General features: G+C 35.3%; 15 protein-coding genes. 5 read left to right on the forward strand and 10 right to left on the reverse strand.

Annotated features, from left to right (window positions below):
• Window positions 1-63: 63 nt before the first annotated feature.
• A complete protein-coding gene (locus MUA37_RS00730) occupies window positions 64-837 on the reverse strand; it encodes a hypothetical protein (RefSeq protein WP_262615283.1) in 774 nt (257 codons plus the stop codon).
• Window positions 838-1,093: 256 nt separating this feature from the next.
• A complete protein-coding gene (locus tag MUA37_RS00735) occupies window positions 1,094-1,711 on the reverse strand; it encodes a TetR/AcrR family transcriptional regulator (RefSeq protein ID WP_107377148.1) in 618 nt (205 codons plus the stop codon).
• Window positions 1,712-1,869: 158 nt separating this feature from the next.
• Between MUA37_RS00735 and MUA37_RS00740 the strand changes: the two genes are divergently transcribed.
• Window positions 1,870-3,159: a YhgE/Pip domain-containing protein gene (locus MUA37_RS00740; protein WP_002509958.1), complete on the forward strand. Its 1,290-nt coding sequence runs from the start codon at window positions 1,870-1,872 to the stop codon at window positions 3,157-3,159.
• A gap of 146 nt (window positions 3,160-3,305) precedes the next feature.
• On the opposite strand, the gene MUA37_RS00745 is transcribed toward MUA37_RS00740, so the two are convergent.
• From MUA37_RS00745 to MUA37_RS00760, 4 genes are read right to left on the reverse strand one after another with little or no spacing between them, the layout of a single operon-like run.
• Window positions 3,306-3,938 carry an ABC-2 transporter permease gene (locus MUA37_RS00745; RefSeq protein ID WP_002509957.1) on the reverse strand — a complete coding sequence of 211 codons (633 nt, stop codon included), beginning with the start codon at window positions 3,936-3,938 and terminating at the stop codon, window positions 3,306-3,308.
• On the reverse strand, window positions 3,938-4,780 hold the full coding sequence (locus MUA37_RS00750; RefSeq protein ID WP_107374142.1) for an ABC transporter ATP-binding protein: 843 nt from the start codon (window positions 4,778-4,780) through the stop codon (window positions 3,938-3,940). Before MUA37_RS00750 ends, MUA37_RS00745 begins: the two co-directional genes overlap by 1 nt.
• Before the next feature lie 45 nt (window positions 4,781-4,825).
• Window positions 4,826-5,545 (reverse strand): DUF3169 family protein, encoded by a 720-nt coding sequence (locus MUA37_RS00755; RefSeq protein ID WP_002509955.1) that lies wholly within the window; start codon window positions 5,543-5,545, stop codon window positions 4,826-4,828.
• On the reverse strand, window positions 5,542-5,745 hold the full coding sequence (locus tag MUA37_RS00760; protein WP_002509954.1) for a helix-turn-helix transcriptional regulator: 204 nt from the start codon (window positions 5,743-5,745) through the stop codon (window positions 5,542-5,544). Before MUA37_RS00760 ends, MUA37_RS00755 begins: the two co-directional genes overlap by 4 nt.
• A 356-nt stretch (window positions 5,746-6,101) precedes the next feature.
• Here MUA37_RS00760 and lip point away from each other — a divergent pair, with 356 nt between their 5' ends.
• Together lip and MUA37_RS00770 are read left to right on the forward strand one after the other, a co-directional pair.
• On the forward strand, window positions 6,102-8,333 hold the full coding sequence (gene lip, locus MUA37_RS00765) for a YSIRK-targeted triacylglycerol lipase (RefSeq protein WP_193325175.1): 2,232 nt from the start codon (window positions 6,102-6,104) through the stop codon (window positions 8,331-8,333).
• A 250-nt stretch (window positions 8,334-8,583) separates the two neighbouring features.
• Window positions 8,584-10,290, forward strand: coding sequence for an ABC-ATPase domain-containing protein (locus tag MUA37_RS00770; protein WP_262624729.1), 1,707 nt, complete (start codon window positions 8,584-8,586; stop codon window positions 10,288-10,290).
• Window positions 10,291-10,463: 173 nt separating this feature from the next.
• Here the strand turns inward: MUA37_RS00770 and MUA37_RS00775 are convergent, their stop codons facing one another.
• The 4 genes from MUA37_RS00775 to MUA37_RS00790 form a co-directional block, all read right to left on the reverse strand.
• A complete protein-coding gene (locus tag MUA37_RS00775; protein ID WP_107376536.1) occupies window positions 10,464-10,958 on the reverse strand; it encodes an isoprenylcysteine carboxylmethyltransferase family protein in 495 nt (164 codons plus the stop codon).
• A 241-nt stretch (window positions 10,959-11,199) separates the two neighbouring features.
• The gene (locus MUA37_RS00780) at window positions 11,200-12,198 is read right to left on the reverse strand and encodes a FecCD family ABC transporter permease (RefSeq protein ID WP_107374135.1); all 999 of its coding nucleotides are present in this window, start codon (window positions 12,196-12,198) and stop codon (window positions 11,200-11,202) included.
• The gene (locus MUA37_RS00785; protein ID WP_193325179.1) at window positions 12,195-13,190 is read right to left on the reverse strand and encodes a FecCD family ABC transporter permease; all 996 of its coding nucleotides are present in this window, start codon (window positions 13,188-13,190) and stop codon (window positions 12,195-12,197) included. Before MUA37_RS00785 ends, MUA37_RS00780 begins: the two co-directional genes overlap by 4 nt.
• Before the next feature lie 18 nt (window positions 13,191-13,208).
• The gene (locus MUA37_RS00790) at window positions 13,209-14,201 is read right to left on the reverse strand and encodes an ABC transporter substrate-binding protein (protein ID WP_232198518.1); all 993 of its coding nucleotides are present in this window, start codon (window positions 14,199-14,201) and stop codon (window positions 13,209-13,211) included.
• Window positions 14,202-14,419: 218 nt separating this feature from the next.
• Here MUA37_RS00790 and sbnA point away from each other — a divergent pair, with 218 nt between their 5' ends.
• Window positions 14,420-15,400: a 2,3-diaminopropionate biosynthesis protein SbnA gene (gene sbnA, locus MUA37_RS00795; RefSeq protein ID WP_262624730.1), complete on the forward strand. Its 981-nt coding sequence runs from the start codon at window positions 14,420-14,422 to the stop codon at window positions 15,398-15,400.
• A complete protein-coding gene (gene sbnB / locus MUA37_RS00800; protein WP_262624731.1) occupies window positions 15,397-16,407 on the forward strand; it encodes a 2,3-diaminopropionate biosynthesis protein SbnB in 1,011 nt (336 codons plus the stop codon). Before sbnA ends, sbnB begins: the two co-directional genes overlap by 4 nt.
• The last annotated feature ends 7 nt before the right edge of the window (window positions 16,408-16,414 follow it).

Below are 16,414 nucleotides of genomic sequence, written 5' to 3' on the forward strand. Positions count from 1 at the left end.
GCATTAACTTGCGAAGGGTTTGTCCACGTTCTGAAATAACACCGTTAAAACGGGGTTATTTTTTTATGGCAATTTAATTTCTATACTTTCTGCACCTTCTAAATCTTTTGAGGGTGCTATTGTTATAGAATTTTTGCCATTATATCTTAAAGATTGCATAAGTTCTTGTGGGCTTTTTATGCCTAATTTAATCGTCGCATTTCTTACATGATTTAAAAATTCGTCGATAATATTTTCAGGAAAAATCTGCTTATCTAATTCAAATATTCTATAAATAACCGACCGCTCTATCTCATAATCTTCATTACCAAAAATATAGCGTGTTAAAATATCGCCATCTAATGTTTTCATCACTGTTAATTTACTAATTGTATTTATTCTATGTTCTTCATCATACAGCCCAGTATGTTGAAAACCATCAATATTACTTATGTCTATTATTGTTTTTAAATAACGCTTATATTCCGCTATTTTTTCAAATAATTTACTTATTATCATATTTATATTTTCAACTGATACAAAAGTTTTTTGAGGCTTAATTACTTCTGTTCCTTTTTCAACTTTAATAATTTCTAGCGGTAATATAATTTCAAAATCTTCTTTTTGGATATCATTTTCCTTAACGATTGCATAATGAATTTTAAGATGAATATTATCTGAAGTGTCTATGTCTTTAAGTTTATCAATAATAATAACATCAATTATTTTAATAAACGTTTCATCATAGCCCATTACATCTAATAACTTCAAAGTGTTAATAATATCTTCTAAATTAATAATTTCGTCTTTCTTATTTTCATCAGATAAACTTTTATAATAGTCATTAATTGTAAACATATCCTTGCTCCTTTATATTTTTTATTTTCATCAATTATACCAATTTTATTATCGTAACGCTTTCCATTGTAATTAATTGGGCTATTATCTATAACATTTATACCTCTTTTAAATATGTTGTTTGTACCTATTTTTAAATTAACTCCTTCATCTTTATTTTCTAGCTTAAATTTATTAAATTCTTGATAGTCTATTAAGCCGTGTTTATCTGCAATTCCTAATTGTTTTAAGTCTTTTAATGTTACATAACGTGTTTTTAAATACCATCAATTTTGAATTGTTCTTTAGCCATCAGTCGTAATGGTCCATTAAAGACCATTTTAAATAGGTTATCTACTAATTCATTGGGTGGCATGCGCATATCGTCTTGCACCCAGTATTTAATAAAGGATAGTAAAGCGCCAACCACATAACTGTGAAAGTAATCGACAGGAATACCGTCGATATTGCCATTCGGTGCGAGGTTAGTGGACATATTGTGATACATCAGTTGACTTATTTTCTCTTCTAGCTGACTTCGGCGTTCGAGTCGGAACAGGGTTTGGTAAAATTCAGCATTATCATTAATGTGGTAAATAACTTTCTTGAGTTTCTTTTCTGTAAAGACGCGCGCAAATTCCGTAACGTCCATACCTACATAAAAGTCGTCGGTAGTAAGTAATGTTGAAGAGAGTTGAGCAAAGTATTCATTTTCCATATCACTCAGTAATAAATATTTATCTTCATAATGTAAATAAAATGTACCACGATTCACATCAGCGGCAGTGGTAATATCACGTACTGTAATTTTATCTAAGTCTTTGTGACGTAATAGGTCGATAAAGGCTGATTTAATGGCAGTACGTGTTTTTCTGACGCGTCTATCTTCGGCCATAGTTAACACCTCTTTGTAGTTAATAGACAATTCCGAACTACATGTTCAATAAAGGACGAATAGCTGTATATTGCATATTGTATAATTTATACCACCTATTATAATAGACTGAGTAATGGATATGCAACACTGTGTTCATGAATAAGGAGGTATAAAGAATGAATATTTTTAAAAATAAACTATTATGGTTAGCACCAATAGTTGCGATTATTTTATTTTTGATATTTTCAATCGCCTTTTATCCTGCGTTTAATCCTAAACCTCAAGATATACCAATTGCTATCGTTAATCATGACAAAGGCACTGACATACAAGGGAAAAATATCAATATAGGAAAGCAATTAGAAGATAAGTTACTGAATAGTGATAAAGACATTGTAAAATGGATTCAAGTTGATGATGAAGATGATTTGAAACAAGGTATGAAAGACCAAAAATACTTTGGAGCAGCAATAATTGAAAAAGATTTTTCGCAACATGCAATGAGTAAAACACAGCAAGTTGCGATGACTGCGAAAAAGCAAGAAATGGAAGATAAAGTAAAATCTGGTGAGGTGCCATTAGCTCAAGCTAAGCAAATGCAACAAAAAATGGCACAAGCTGGAAGTAACAACACGGAAAAACCTGAACAAGCAAGTTTTAAAACAATCGTTAACCAAGGTGCAGGTACACAAGCCTCACAAATTGTGTCTCAAGTATTGAATGGTATGGGGGACAATGTTAATCAAAACATTACGAAACAAAGTTTGACAACTCTAGAAAAACAAAATGTAGATGTGCCAGCTAAAGACATTCAAAAACTAACACAACCGGTAAAAGTAGATACACAACAAGCGAATAAAGTTGGAGATCATCAGGCTGGAGGTAATGGACCATTCTTGATGTTTATGCCAGTATGGATGGGTTCAATTGTTATTTCAGTGCTCTTATTTTTTGCTTTTAGAACAAGTAATAACATTGCCATTCACCATCGTCTCATTGCGGCGCTAGGTCAAATAGCTATGACTATTGTTACTGCCTTAATAGGCGCATTTGCTTATGTTTATTTTATGAAAGAAGCACTAGGATTTGATTTCAATGATGCCAATATGACAGCATTGTTTATCGCATTTGCGATTATGGGATTTGTCGGCTTGATTTTAGGAACGATGACATGGTTAGGTATGAAATCTGTACCAATCTTCTTTATATTAATGTTTTTCAGCATGCAATTAGTAACATTGCCACAACAAATGTTACCAGAGTTCTACCAAAAATATATCGTTGGTTGGAACCCATTTGCACACTATGCGAATTCACTCAAAGAGATACTTTACTTGGATGGTAGTATCCAATTAGACTCAACAATGTGGATGCTTATTGGATTTATGATTTTTGGTGCAGTATCAGCACTTATAGCTGCAGCATTGAGAAAACATAGTACAAAACGTACAGAAGTACCATCATAAAATTAAGAGAAGTGGGGTAGAAATCTACTTGGATGCTGAGCATTGAAAAAAGATTGATTCGAAGCGTATTTTTAGTTCGATAACCAACCCACAATATGTAAAGAGGCTAGGACGCATTTAAGTCGTCCTAGCCCTCTTTTTGATGATTAAAATTCTTGACCATTAAATATTTTAAGTGACATTAAATAGGATCCTAAGAGTAACAATAGTCCCACTGCGCCATATATCGTCGTAACAATAATGCTTTGTATGTTGGCTGCTGCAGTAAAAGAATTTGCAGTTGCCATAGCAGGTGTTAAAAATCCAAAGAATACTATAAAGAATAACACAATAACAAAGATTGAAGTGGTTATTAAGATGACATTGGAATTTTCAGGACCAAATTTAAATGTTAGTGGAAACACTAAAGCATAAGTACCTGCAGCACCAATACCTACTAGTGCAGAGATTAATACCATACTGAAAACTTGTGTAGCAATACCGACTGCAATAATGCCTATAATTAAGCCAAGTAATAATGCAATACCATATAATCCAAAGTAACTATTGATGTAAGTCGTTCTACCTGTAGGTAATGTAGAAATATAATGCATCCATTTGGATTCTTTTTCATTCTTGAAATTATCTGTGATAGGTGAAATGAGAAACATCATAGGTAGAAAACATGTCATCATTGGGTTTATCATGGCGAATAAAATACTCGCAAATATAGAGACAATAAAATATGTGATCATTGATTTTTTTGATGCATAGAATGTGCTTAACATTAAGCCTTTCATTAGATATCACCTCGCATAACTAATTTCGTTGCATCATCTATAGACTGAAGTGATTGAGCATTTAATACACGAGAGCGATCATTAATGAGTGTAGTACGTGTATTGTTTCGAACTCTAGACGCAACTACAATGTCATCTGGAATATTTACTGTTTCCTCAGTTTGTTCTATAATACCGTAACTGTTTAACAAGCGGTGTTTGTCTTCTGTTAAAACGATTTCGCCGTCTTTCATAAATATCAACTTTGTAGCGATTTGTTCAATATCTTCTGAAATATGAGATGACATCATAACACCATGACCTTGAGCGATATAATCTTCTAAAAGTTCAAGCACTTCTTCACGTCCGGAAATGTCCATACCCGCTGTAGCTTCATCAAGGATTAATAATTTAGTATCATGGGCCAAGGCGATAGCAAGTGCCGCTTTCATCCGCATACCTCGTGAAAATGAGCTGAGTTGCTGTTTTAGTGGTAAATCGAAATACCGTATAGTATCAAAAAATTTCTGTTGATCCCATGTTGTAAAAATATTGGAAAAAACTTTATCCATTTCGGTAATCGTTAATTTATTAGGTACGCGCAAGTCATCGAATACCACGCCTAAATATTCTTTATAATGATTATTATTTTGAGATATGTCCTGGTCAAAAAATTTGATACTGCCACTATCTTTAAAGCGATTACCAACTAAAGTATTGATTAAAGTGGACTTGCCCGAACCATTTTTTCCAATTAAACCCACAACTTCTTGTGGATCTATAGAAAATGAAATATTCGAAAGTTGAAATTCAGACTTTTTATAGCTTTTATTTAAATCGTTAACTGTTAATAATTGTTCCATACATAACCTCTCTTTATATATTAAAATTAGCTTTCATTGTATAAATTAGTAATAAAACTTGCGAACTTTGAATAAATAACCGAACCCGTTATAAATGAACAACACGATGAGTATGACTAAACCTAAGATTTGATTAATGCCAGAAATGAGTGAAAATAACCCTAATAGCATCCCACCAATTATGATTATTGCCATATTAATATTATAAATTTTGTACATTGAAACTAGCGTAATATGGCGTTCTCCGTCATCCATAAGATTTAATACCTTTTCAGTATATTTTGCTTCACCTTGTTTAGGGTAACGTGCATCATATTTTCGGACAAAGAAGCCTATCATTATAGATGGAATGATAGTAATGATGTAAGGAAGCAAGACGAAAATTATTAATTGATTAGTACCATTGCCTAACACGATGAAAAATAAAGTCAATAAACTGACTAATACTTGAGTGTAATAAATAAAACTTGTTCTTAAGAAATTTAAATTGGCTTTTTGTTCTAAGTCATCTGCACTATGATCTGCTATTTCTTTATTCATTTGCTTTTTGTATTGTAATGCTTTTCGTTGCACTCGATATAATACAAATGTAAGCACAATGTTGATGACAGATGCTAATGTAATAATCGTAATTTCAATACTACTATTTGAAAATTGAATGATAGAAAATAAATTACGGTCTTCAAACATTCCAAAAAATGCTCCAATGACACCACCAACTATTGCACCAAGTAAAATAAGTAATAGGTATCGACCTACTTTCATACTTCTTCCTCCTCAATGATAAATATTTTTTCAACAGGTTCATTAAATATACGTGCAATTTTAATTGCTGTAAGTATAGATGGCATAAAATCATTGCGTTCTATTAAAGAAACAGTTTGTCGAGAGATACCTGCTTTTTTAGCGAGTTGGGTCTGATTATAGCCATCACGTGCACGCAGTTCTTTTAGTCGATTGCGCAATATATATCAACTCCTTCTTCATAATATATAATAAAGTAGTCAATTTGACAAGTATAGTAGTCAAAAAGACTAATATGGTATACAAATCGATGTTAGACTCAACGACTAACTTAATTCAGAGTTGCACTAAATATTTTTCTTGATTACCATTTTTGTGTTTCATATGAAACATTTGGAGTAGATATTCCAGCATAATTAATAATATTTACATAAGTTGCGCAAAATTAATATTGAAAAAATTAAATAGTTTGATATATTAAAGATAAAATAACAGCATGTGCAAGTCATAAATAAATTGTATCGTTTAATTGATGAGTCGGTTAATCTTAGTGAAAACAAAATAAGGGGTGGTTGAAATGGACACAAGGAAACCGAAGTATAGTATTCGTAAATTAAGCATAGGGGCAGCTTCTGCATTGGTTGGTGTATTGTTATTTGTAAGTCATGATTCGGCACATGCAGCAGAACAACAAAACAGCGCTACAACTGAGACTACAGAGGTGAAGGATAAGGGTACAACTGCCCAAGACTCTGAAAAACCTGATGCTTCAGTAAAACAACAGGGTACTGAGGCTGTTGCACAAAATTCTGAAGAAAAGTCAGTGACATCAACTGAAGATCATAAACAGAGTACAACCCAGAAAAGTGACACAGGGCAGTTCGAGCGACCTAAAACTAGTGAAGATGCACAGGTAACAATTACGCAAGCAGAGGTTGATAATAATTCACCCAAGTCAACAAACAAAAAGAACAACAGTGAACAATACATAGAGTCAGCAACTGTAGACAAATCAAATGCAGCAACTACCACTGACACAACACAACATAATCAATTTGAACAAACTGCTAGTAAGAAGCAAAGTAGCGACAAACAGGTGCAGAGTAAGGCGTCTGTATCTACAGCTGAACATTCAGTGACTACTGATGATACAACGTCATCAACAACATCGCCATCACCAGTAAAAGCAGCTCAACAAAGGGAACCTGTGGCGCATCATCAGTCTTCTGAGATACTGTCTGACCACCAACTTACAGACAAACAGACAAAAGCAACACAACATAATTGGACGAAAGTGCAACCTAAACCAGACCGACAACAAAGGTCTACACTGCCTGAACAACAACGTAATAACACAATCAAACCAACGAAAGCAACAATAAATGAAGTGACAGACCAGTCTTATACCGATGCTACTACTCAACAACAGAAGTATACAGATCATCAGTCAGTAGCTACTACAAATAATACAACTACATCATTAGCAGAAATAGGTGCGCCATTATTAGTGCATGGTTCTTCACGTAACTCGACACCAGAAGAACAAAAAAGTTTAGCTGCTTTAGAAGGTAATACCCAAGCGACACGTACAAACAATACAATTCAAGAAGCCACGCCAATAACAGATGACCAGCCTACAAAAGTTGCGAAACAAGGACAATTTAAAAATGAAGACCCTATTATACTGGTACATGGTTTTAATGGCTTTACTGGAGACAACAAACCAACAACTGAAGGTAATTACTGGGGCGGAGATAAACTTAGTATTAGTCAAGATTTACGAGATAGCGGCTATGAAACCTATGAAGCAAGTGTTGGTGCTTTAAGTAGTAATTATGATCGTGCGGTAGAATTGTATTACTATATTAAAGGTGGAACAGTAGATTATGGTGCAGCGCATGCGAATAAATATGGGCATGAGCGTTATGGTAGAACGTATGAAGGGGTCTACAAAGACTGGCAACCGGGTCAACAAGTACATTTAGTAGGGCACAGTATGGGTGGACAAACGATTCGTTTATTAGACACAATGTTACGTGAAGGTAATCAAGAAGAAATTGCGTATCATCAGCAACATGGCGGAGAAATTTCGCCATTATATCAAGGTGGTAATGATGATATGATAACTTCCGTGACAACGATAGTGACACCTCATAATGGTACACATGCTGCAGATCAACTTGGTAACGAACAATTGATTCGCCAAGTCGCCTATGATTATAGTAAATTTCAAAATAATAAATTAACACAAGTAGATTATGGTTTTTCTCAATGGGGCTTAAAACAACGTCCGAATGAAACATATATCGATTATGTCAAACGTGTTAAAGCGGAAAGTAACATTTGGTTAACAGATGATAATGGCTTTTATGATTTGACACGTAAAGGTGCCGCAGCATTAAATGAACAAACTTCCCTTGATCCAAACGTAGTGTATAAAACATACACAGGGGAATCCACTCGTGCTAGCATTACAGGACGACAAGTATCAGATATTAATATGAAACTTTCTTTTAGACTTACAGGTAATGTGATTGGCAAAGCAGCTGAAACTGAATGGCGAGAAAACGATGGTCTTGTTTCTGTTGTCTCAGCGCAACATCCATTTAACCAAGATTTCGTGACAGCTACGGATGACGTCCAAAAAGGTGTATGGCAAGTTACACCAGTCAAACACGGTTGGGATCATGAAGACTTTATCGGTTCAGATGTAACGCAATCTGTCGTAACAACAGAAGAATTACAGCAATTTTGGCATGGTATTGCTGCAGATTTAGTACGTAATGAAGATATTACTGCACAAGCTTAATATTTAAAGAAAGGATGAAGCGAGATGACAGGCACGATTCCACAATTGATAGAGTCATTTTTACGTATTGTTACCGTTATTTTTGCATAAGATAGTAGTAATTCAAATAGCAACAATAAGGTTATAACAGTAAAGAGAGTGGTTAGATATCCTAGTTATTCTAAGTGATATTTTAACTACTCTTCTTTGTGTGACAAGTATTAAAGATACTATAATGAGTATAAGAAATGTCTTACAAGGAGGTTGTACCATGAAACAAGCTCACACGCTTTTTCAGATTTTGAAATCATTAGACGGTCAAAAGTACGGCGCGTATAAACGTTTAACAGATACATATGCTTATGATAATTTTCGTTTAACAATAGATCACATTCAAGCAGATCCTTATGCGTCACCATCTAAAGTACGTATTATCCAAGATAAAGCAACTACAGGCATACCTGAACATCTTGTCGATAGTAAATTAAAACGTATCGCAGTGTCAGATTTTTTAACACGCAATATTTATAGTGAAATTCATAATCTGACTAAGCAACAAGGACATAAGCATTCGAATATTATGATAGATAGCTGTGGTCCTGAAATATTGGAGCGTAGCGCTGTTACGATTACGGATAACAGTATTGAAGTATGCTTAGAAATAGGCTTGCCTGCTAAAGGACGAAAGATTTTAGGTAAAACAGCAACACATATTTTTACAACATTAGTGCCTGAAATTGTAGCGCGAGCGCTGTCTTATAAAAATATAGATCAAGTAGCATTAGCTGACCAAGTGACATTAATGGAAGACCAACATTATATACGTGAATTTTTAGTACAACAAGGCTATATCGCTTTTGTGGCTAATGGTTCAATATTACCTCGTCAAAGTGGGGTGTCACAGCAACCATTAACACACGCTGTATCATTTACTAGCCCAGCAACATATGAACAGGCTTTAACTTTACCTAGTGGCAAACAAGTAAGAGGTATGGTTATACCTGAGGGAATTACTCTTATTGTAGGGGGAGGTTATCATGGTAAATCGACATTACTAGAGGCATTACAACGGGGTGTGTATCCTCATATTGTAGGCGATGGCCGTGAATACGTTATAACCCGTGATGACGCGATGAAAATCCGTGCTGAGGACGGACGAAGTATTGCCCAAGTAAATATTCAGCCCTTTATCGATAATTTACCAGGAAATAAAGATACTACTCAATTTACTACGCCAAATGCGAGTGGTAGTACGTCACAAGCAGCAAATGTTATGGAAGCACTTGAGGCACGTAGTTCGGTGTTACTTATTGATGAAGATACTTCTGCCACAAATTTTATGATTCGCGATGACCGTATGCAACAGCTTATTGCACCGGAAAAAGAACCTATTACTCCTTTTGCACATAAAGTGAAGCCCCTTTATGATGACTACCAAGTGTCGACTATTTTAATTGTTGGTGGATCGGGTGATTATTTTGATGTAGCAGATCATGTCTTAATGATGGACGAATACGTGTTACAAGATGTGACTACCAAAGCGCATGACATAGCCAAGAATACAGGTGTACAAAAGCCGTATCATCATTCAGAACACTTTGACACTATAACTCAACGTACGCCATTAACTGCGAGTTTTAACAGTAAAGGTAAGGATGGGCGTTTTAAAGTGAAAGGTCGTACAACAATTTTATACAATAAGGAACAGATCGATTTAGCAGCTGTTGAACAGTTAGTGGATACGAGCCAAACAAATTGTTTAGCATTAATGTTAGCTTATTATCAACGGCATTTGTTGAATGATACAACAACACTTTCTCAAGCTGTTAGGCAATTATATCAACACATTGATACGCATGGTTTAGCTGCTATATCACCATATCAAGGTCATCCAGGAAACTTAGCGTTACCACGACCACAAGAGTTTTATGCTGCGCTTAATCGTTACCGAGGTTTACAAATTGCCCAACACAAATAACATCAAGTAGGCTTCCGTTTGTCTGAACGAACTATGACGGCAGTCTGATTTTGGGCATAATATCAGCATTTTCCATATAGATAAGTAGTTTCTTGATAAGAAAAATGCACCTGAACATCATTTTATGTTCTAGGTGCTTTTTCACTATCAACAACTATTAGTAGTTTGGGTATTTAAATATGCATTAGACGTTCTTCCTGACAAATGCGCTGCCATAATAAATAAGCATATGGTAGCAGTAAAAGGGTAGCGAAACCAGCTTGTGTTAGCAGTAATAGACCCAATAGCTCAGGTACGATATTTAAAAAATAGTTTGGATGTTTGGTAATTTTAAATAATCCACTTTTGATAATCGGGTGTTGTGGCAAAATGTATAATTTTAACGTCCATATTGCTCCCAGCGTCTTTATTACCATAAATAATATAATATAAGCGAAAATCATAAGTATTAGACCGATAACACTTAGACTATTCATTGTAGTTTGTTGCAACCATGCTTCGATAGTAGCACTAACATAAATGGCGATATGTGTAAGTGCGAGCCATGTTGAATTACGTTTGCCGTATTCAGTAGCGCCTTGAAGTTGCAACTGCTTAGCATGACGAATTGAAATGACTAAGCTGTATAAGCGTAAAATAAAAAAACCGAAAACAATAAGTATAATCATTGAGGTCCTCCAATTAGTTCATTAATCTTAACTAAGTTATAATTTTTTCAACATTGGAGCAATAGCATGAACATACCAAGTAAAAAATGTACTTTAATAACAAAAAAAGATGACAATTGTCGTCCATTAAGACAGTGAAAGACGAAAATAAGTGACAAAACTGTAATGACTGTGAAAATACAGGGGTAAATAAAAAGGCTGGAACATGAATAAATGTACCAGCCTAGAACTCACATATAGTTTATATTTTTTTAACTGTTAATAATAAATAGATGAAGAATGGTGCGCCGAATGCGGCAATAAAGACACCCGCAGGCACTTCTTGAGGTAAGAAAATCGTACGCCCAACTAAATCGGCAAGCAAAATGGAAGCAGCGCCACAAATCGCTGACATGACTAAGCGTTTTAAATAACTGCCTTTAATAAGCGTTTTAGCTATGTGCGGTGAAATTAAACCGACAAAGCCGATATTACCGACAAAACTAATCGCTGACGCTGCCAGAATAGTTGTAATTAACATTTGAATTAATTTCGTTTGATTCACATTTAAACCTAAGCCAGTTGCAACATCATCATGCATGATAGATACCTTCATACGAGGAATTACGATAGCGAACAGTGGCACCATGCAAAGTATGATAATCGCTAAAATTAAACTACTATCAAAGGTTGCCCCAGATAAACTACCGACGATCCAAGTATAGGCTTTAGAGGCAGACAATTGTTTCGTCATGATGAGTACACCGTTAACTAACGCTGTAAATAAAGTCTGTAGAGCGATACCTATAATGACAATCGTTGTTGCTTGCATATTTCCTTTATGTTGAAAGCTAATAAGCAGCGACATAGCTATGGCACCACCAGCTAAAGAAAAGAGTGGTAACCACTGGATACTTAAACTACTGATAAAGGCAATAAAAGTTACTGCACCAAAGGTCGCGCCACCAGTTACTCCGATAATATCTGGAGAGGCAATAGGATTTTTTAAGACATTTTGTAAAATTAAGCCACTAGCACCTAATGCTGCACCGGCAACGATAGCAAGAGTGATACGTGGTAGCCGCAAAACTTCAAGCGTAAATTGGTCGGGACTGTTTGCAGGATCAAATATATAAGAGACGATCTTCATGGGTGAAATAAACGTCGAACCCAACATTAAACTAATGACTGCCAGTACACATAATAGCACCACCGCGAAGATTAAACGCTGAGAATCTTGTTTTGTAAGTGACTCATTCATATGCTTTGAATTCCCTTCCTCATAATATAAATCAATGTCACGGCACCAATAATTGCAGTAATTACACCGATGGGTAGTTCAAGTGGTTGGATAATGATACGTGCAATGATGTCGGATAATAACATGAGTATCGCGCCACTTATAGCATTAAATGGTATTAAATATTTATAATTAGGCGGTAATAATTTTTTACTGATGTTAGGAATGATTAACCCTACAAACATAATAGAACCTGCAATGGCTACTGATACACCCGCTAAAACACTAATTAATACTATCATTATAAATTTCGTTACTTTAATATTTTGACCTAAAGCAGTCGCAATATCATCACTAGTCATTAAAATATTGATACGGGATGATAGGGCCAATGCGACTACTAAAGCGATAATAATCAGTGGAATGATCCATGGGACTTCCCAAATATTGCGAAATGAAACAGAACCACTTAACCAAAATAAAAAGCTTTGTAAATTATTTTCATTCATAATCATTATACCTTGTGTAAAAGCACTGAAGAGGGCAGAGATTGCTGCGCCTGCTAAGATAACGCGTTTAGGTGAGAATTGTGCTTGTTTGAACATTCCCAACATAATAACAACCACAGTGACTAAAATAGCGCCTATAAATGCTAGTATAATGAGTGCTTCAAATGATTGAATACTGAATAATGTTAAGCCTGCGATGACGAAAAAGACAGCACCAGCATTAACACCAAAAAGGCCTGGAGAAGCGATGGGATTACGTGTTAAAACTTGCATGAGTAATCCGGAAACTGCTAATGCTGCACCAGTTAATAATGCGATAATAGTTCTGGATGCACGTGATTCGATAATGAGAATATGTATATCGTTTGAGCTATCAAAGTGGAAGAACGCCTGTACCAACTGAGATAGTGGTACAAGCGTATTCCCAACTATTAAACTTAAGATGGTTACAACGATTAGACATAAACCAGTGAGCATTAACTTATACTGAGGTTTAAGTAACATGATGTAACTCCTTATGCATTAAGATTGTTTTTCGATATCTAATTTTTGATATAGATCATCAATTAATTTGAGTGATGACTGGTAACCGCCAGCCATATTCCATGTGATTTCATCAACGTTATCGGAAACATCGTCAGATTTTACAGCTGACAAGTTTTTCCATTGATTACTATTCGTCCATTCTTGCTTAGTTTTGTCAGTCAATTTAGCATCTTTTGCTGTTGTATCGGATTTAAACATAAAGATATGATCAGCATCCATTAACGGAATACTTTCTTTAGAAGTTAACTGGATAATGTCTTTTCCTTTGTCTACTTGTTTCTGTTGTTCTTCTGGGCGTTTGAAACCTAAATCATGCAAAATGTCCCCAGCGTAGCCACTCGCATAAATACGTGCATGATCCGGTCTGAAATTGACAACAGAAGCGGATAACGGCCACTCTTTTCCATATGTTGCTTGTGCATCTTTTTTAAATTGAGCTACTTTATCATCGTATTTTTTCAATAATTCATCAGCTTTGTCTTCTTTCCCTAATGCTTTCCCCATCATTTTAGTCGTATCTTTAAATTTATAAACAGTATCATGCGTAATTGTTGGAGCGATTTTTGATAATTGCTCATATTGTTTTTCATTACGTACTTTTGACGCCACGATTAAATCAGGTTTCAATTTAGAAATTTCTTCTAAGTTAGGAGAAGGCTCCTGACCGACTATTTTTGTATCTTTTAAGTCCTCTTTTAAGTAATCGTATTTGGGTTGTTGTGTCCAAGACTCAACGGCACCAACAGGTTTAACACCTAACGCGACAGAGACATCCGTTGCTCCTTGATACAATGTCACGACACGTTTTGGTTTTCCTTTAATTTCAGTCGTCCCCATAGCATGTTTCACTTCGACTGTCTTACTATCTTCTTTATTATTTGAAGATTTATCTGAACTGTTATTCCCACAAGCTGCTAATAGCACAACTAATGCTAAAGCAACTACTAATAATTTTGTTAAATGTTTCATCGTTTTGAATGAGACCTCCCATTTGCTATTGATAATCATTCTCATATATAAATATCTTATAACTTTATGAATAAGTCAATAAAAATTTTAGATTTTTTAAATGATTAAATTGTGAGTTGACATATATTGTCGGAAAAAATATAATACAGCCATTGATAATGATAATCGTTATCAATTGATTGTGTTACTCATTTTAAATTATTGTAGGAGGAATTCAATTGAACGAAGCACGTAAGAACAGCAATGATTCTTTACTTTCATGTATAGGTAATACACCGATGATTCAGCTCAAACACTTATTTCCGAAGCATAATGTTTACGCGAAGTTAGAATATATGAATCCAGGCGGTAGTATGAAAGACAGGCCGGCCAAATACATTATTGAAGATGGCTTGCGAAGTGGAGCAATTACATCAGATACGCATTTAATTGAGAGTACCTCTGGAAATTTAGGTATTGCTTTGGCAATGATAGCCAAAATAAAAGGATTAACACTAACATGTGTCGTTGACCCTAAAATTTCTGAAACGAATTTAAAAATTATTAAAAGTTATGGTGCAAACATCGATATGGTTACTGAACCGGATGAAAATGGCGGTTATTTAATGACGCGTATTAATCGGGTACAGACGTTGCTCGATGAAACAGCAAACGCATATTGGATTAACCAATATGCTAATGATTTGAATTGGCAGGCGCATTATCATGGTGCAGGTACTGAAATCGTTGACCAAATAACAGAAGCGATTGATTATTTTATTGCTCCTGTAAGTACAACAGGAAGCATTATGGGGATGAGTCGTAAGATCAAAGAACATCATCCCCAAGCACAAATTATCGCCGTTGATGCAAAAGGTTCAGTCATTTTTGGTGATACACCTACAAATAGAGAATTACCTGGTATTGGTGCGAGTAGAGTGCCAGAAATATTAAATAAGCAAGAAATCGACCAAGTTGTTCATGTCGATGATTATCAATCTACGCTTGGGTGTAAGCGCTTAGTTGACGAAGAAGGCATTTTCGCTGGTGGTTCAACTGGTTCAATTATTGCGGCTATCGCCGAAATTATCGATAGTATCGACCACAATAAAACAATCGTTACAATTTTACCGGATCGTGGTGACCGTTATTTAGATTTAGTATATTCGGACGACTGGTTTAATCATATAAAAGAGAGCAAAGGAGCATTATTACGATGAATAGAGAATTATTGTATTTAAACAGAACAGATGTAGCACAAGCAGGGGGTGACCATTCAGATGTCTATGTCGCAGCATTATCTGAAGCCTTAACTGCACATGCAAAACAAGATTTTGTCCAACCACTAAAACCGTATCTACGTGCACAAGGCAAAGAGGGTCACATTGCAGATCGTATCATAGCTATGCCTAGTCACATTGGTGGACAAGATCCAGTATCAGGCATTAAGTGGATTGGCAGTAAACATGATAACCCAGCAAAAAGACAATTAGAACGTGCAAGTGGCGTTATTATTTTAAATGATCCAGAAACGAATTATCCTATTGCCGTAATGGAAGCAAGTTTAATTAGTAGTATGAGAACTGCGGCAGTGTCTGTCATTGCAGCACAACACTTGGCAAAAGAAGGATTTACAGATTTAACAATTATTGGTTGTGGTTTAATTGGTGATCGCCAACTACAAAGTATGTTGGAACAATTTGACCATATACAGCAAGTTTATGTATATGATCAATTTCCGGAAGCGAGCGATAAGTTTGTGAGTAAATGGGCAGCTGCATATCCTGATGTGAATTTTGTCCAGGCCAGTACAGCGCGTGAAGCAGTAGAACATGCGGAAGTATTAATTACTTGTACTGTGACAGACCAGCCTTATATTGAATATGAATGGCTTCAAAAAGGCGTGTTTATCAGTAATATTTCGATTATGGATATTCAAAAAGAAGTCTTTGTTCAAGCTGATAAAGTCATTGTCGATGATTGGTCGCAAGCAAATAGAGAGAAAAAGACGTTGAATCAACTCGTACTAGAAGGTCGTTTTAGTGAAGATGCATTGCATGCTGAGTTAGGACAATTGTTGACTGGAGACAAACCTGGACGTGAACATGATGATGAAATTATCTTACTTAATCCTATGGGGATGGCAATTGAAGATATTAGCAGTGCCTACCATATGTACAAACGCGCGCAACAACAACAGATTGGTACAACATTAAACCTGTATTAAGGAGTGT

This window comes from Staphylococcus arlettae, from assembly GCF_025560845.1.
Lineage (GTDB): Bacteria > Bacillota > Bacilli > Staphylococcales > Staphylococcaceae > Staphylococcus > Staphylococcus arlettae.

What these genes read in the sequence shown, in the direction of transcription:
- MUA37_RS00730 (WP_262615283.1), bottom strand. Translation starts at nt 837, where the DNA reads ATGTTTACAATTAATGACTATTATAAAAGTTTATCTGATGAAAATAAG.
- MUA37_RS00735 (WP_107377148.1), bottom strand. Translation starts at nt 1,711, where the DNA reads ATGGCCGAAGATAGACGCGTCAGAAAAACACGTACTGCCATTAAATCA.
- MUA37_RS00740 (WP_002509958.1), top strand. Translation starts at nt 1,870, where the DNA reads ATGAATATTTTTAAAAATAAACTATTATGGTTAGCACCAATAGTTGCG.
- MUA37_RS00745 (WP_002509957.1), bottom strand. Translation starts at nt 3,938, where the DNA reads ATGAAAGGCTTAATGTTAAGCACATTCTATGCATCAAAAAAATCAATG.
- MUA37_RS00750 (WP_107374142.1), bottom strand. Translation starts at nt 4,780, where the DNA reads ATGGAACAATTATTAACAGTTAACGATTTAAATAAAAGCTATAAAAAG.
- MUA37_RS00755 (WP_002509955.1), bottom strand. Translation starts at nt 5,545, where the DNA reads ATGAAAGTAGGTCGATACCTATTACTTATTTTACTTGGTGCAATAGTT.
- lip (WP_193325175.1), top strand. Translation starts at nt 6,102, where the DNA reads ATGGACACAAGGAAACCGAAGTATAGTATTCGTAAATTAAGCATAGGG.
- MUA37_RS00770 (WP_262624729.1), top strand. Translation starts at nt 8,584, where the DNA reads ATGAAACAAGCTCACACGCTTTTTCAGATTTTGAAATCATTAGACGGT.
- MUA37_RS00775 (WP_107376536.1), bottom strand. Translation starts at nt 10,958, where the DNA reads ATGATTATACTTATTGTTTTCGGTTTTTTTATTTTACGCTTATACAGC.
- MUA37_RS00780 (WP_107374135.1), bottom strand. Translation starts at nt 12,198, where the DNA reads ATGAATGAGTCACTTACAAAACAAGATTCTCAGCGTTTAATCTTCGCG.
- MUA37_RS00785 (WP_193325179.1), bottom strand. Translation starts at nt 13,190, where the DNA reads ATGTTACTTAAACCTCAGTATAAGTTAATGCTCACTGGTTTATGTCTA.
- MUA37_RS00790 (WP_232198518.1), bottom strand. Translation starts at nt 14,201, where the DNA reads ATGAAACATTTAACAAAATTATTAGTAGTTGCTTTAGCATTAGTTGTG.
- sbnB (WP_262624731.1), top strand. Translation starts at nt 15,397, where the DNA reads ATGAATAGAGAATTATTGTATTTAAACAGAACAGATGTAGCACAAGCA.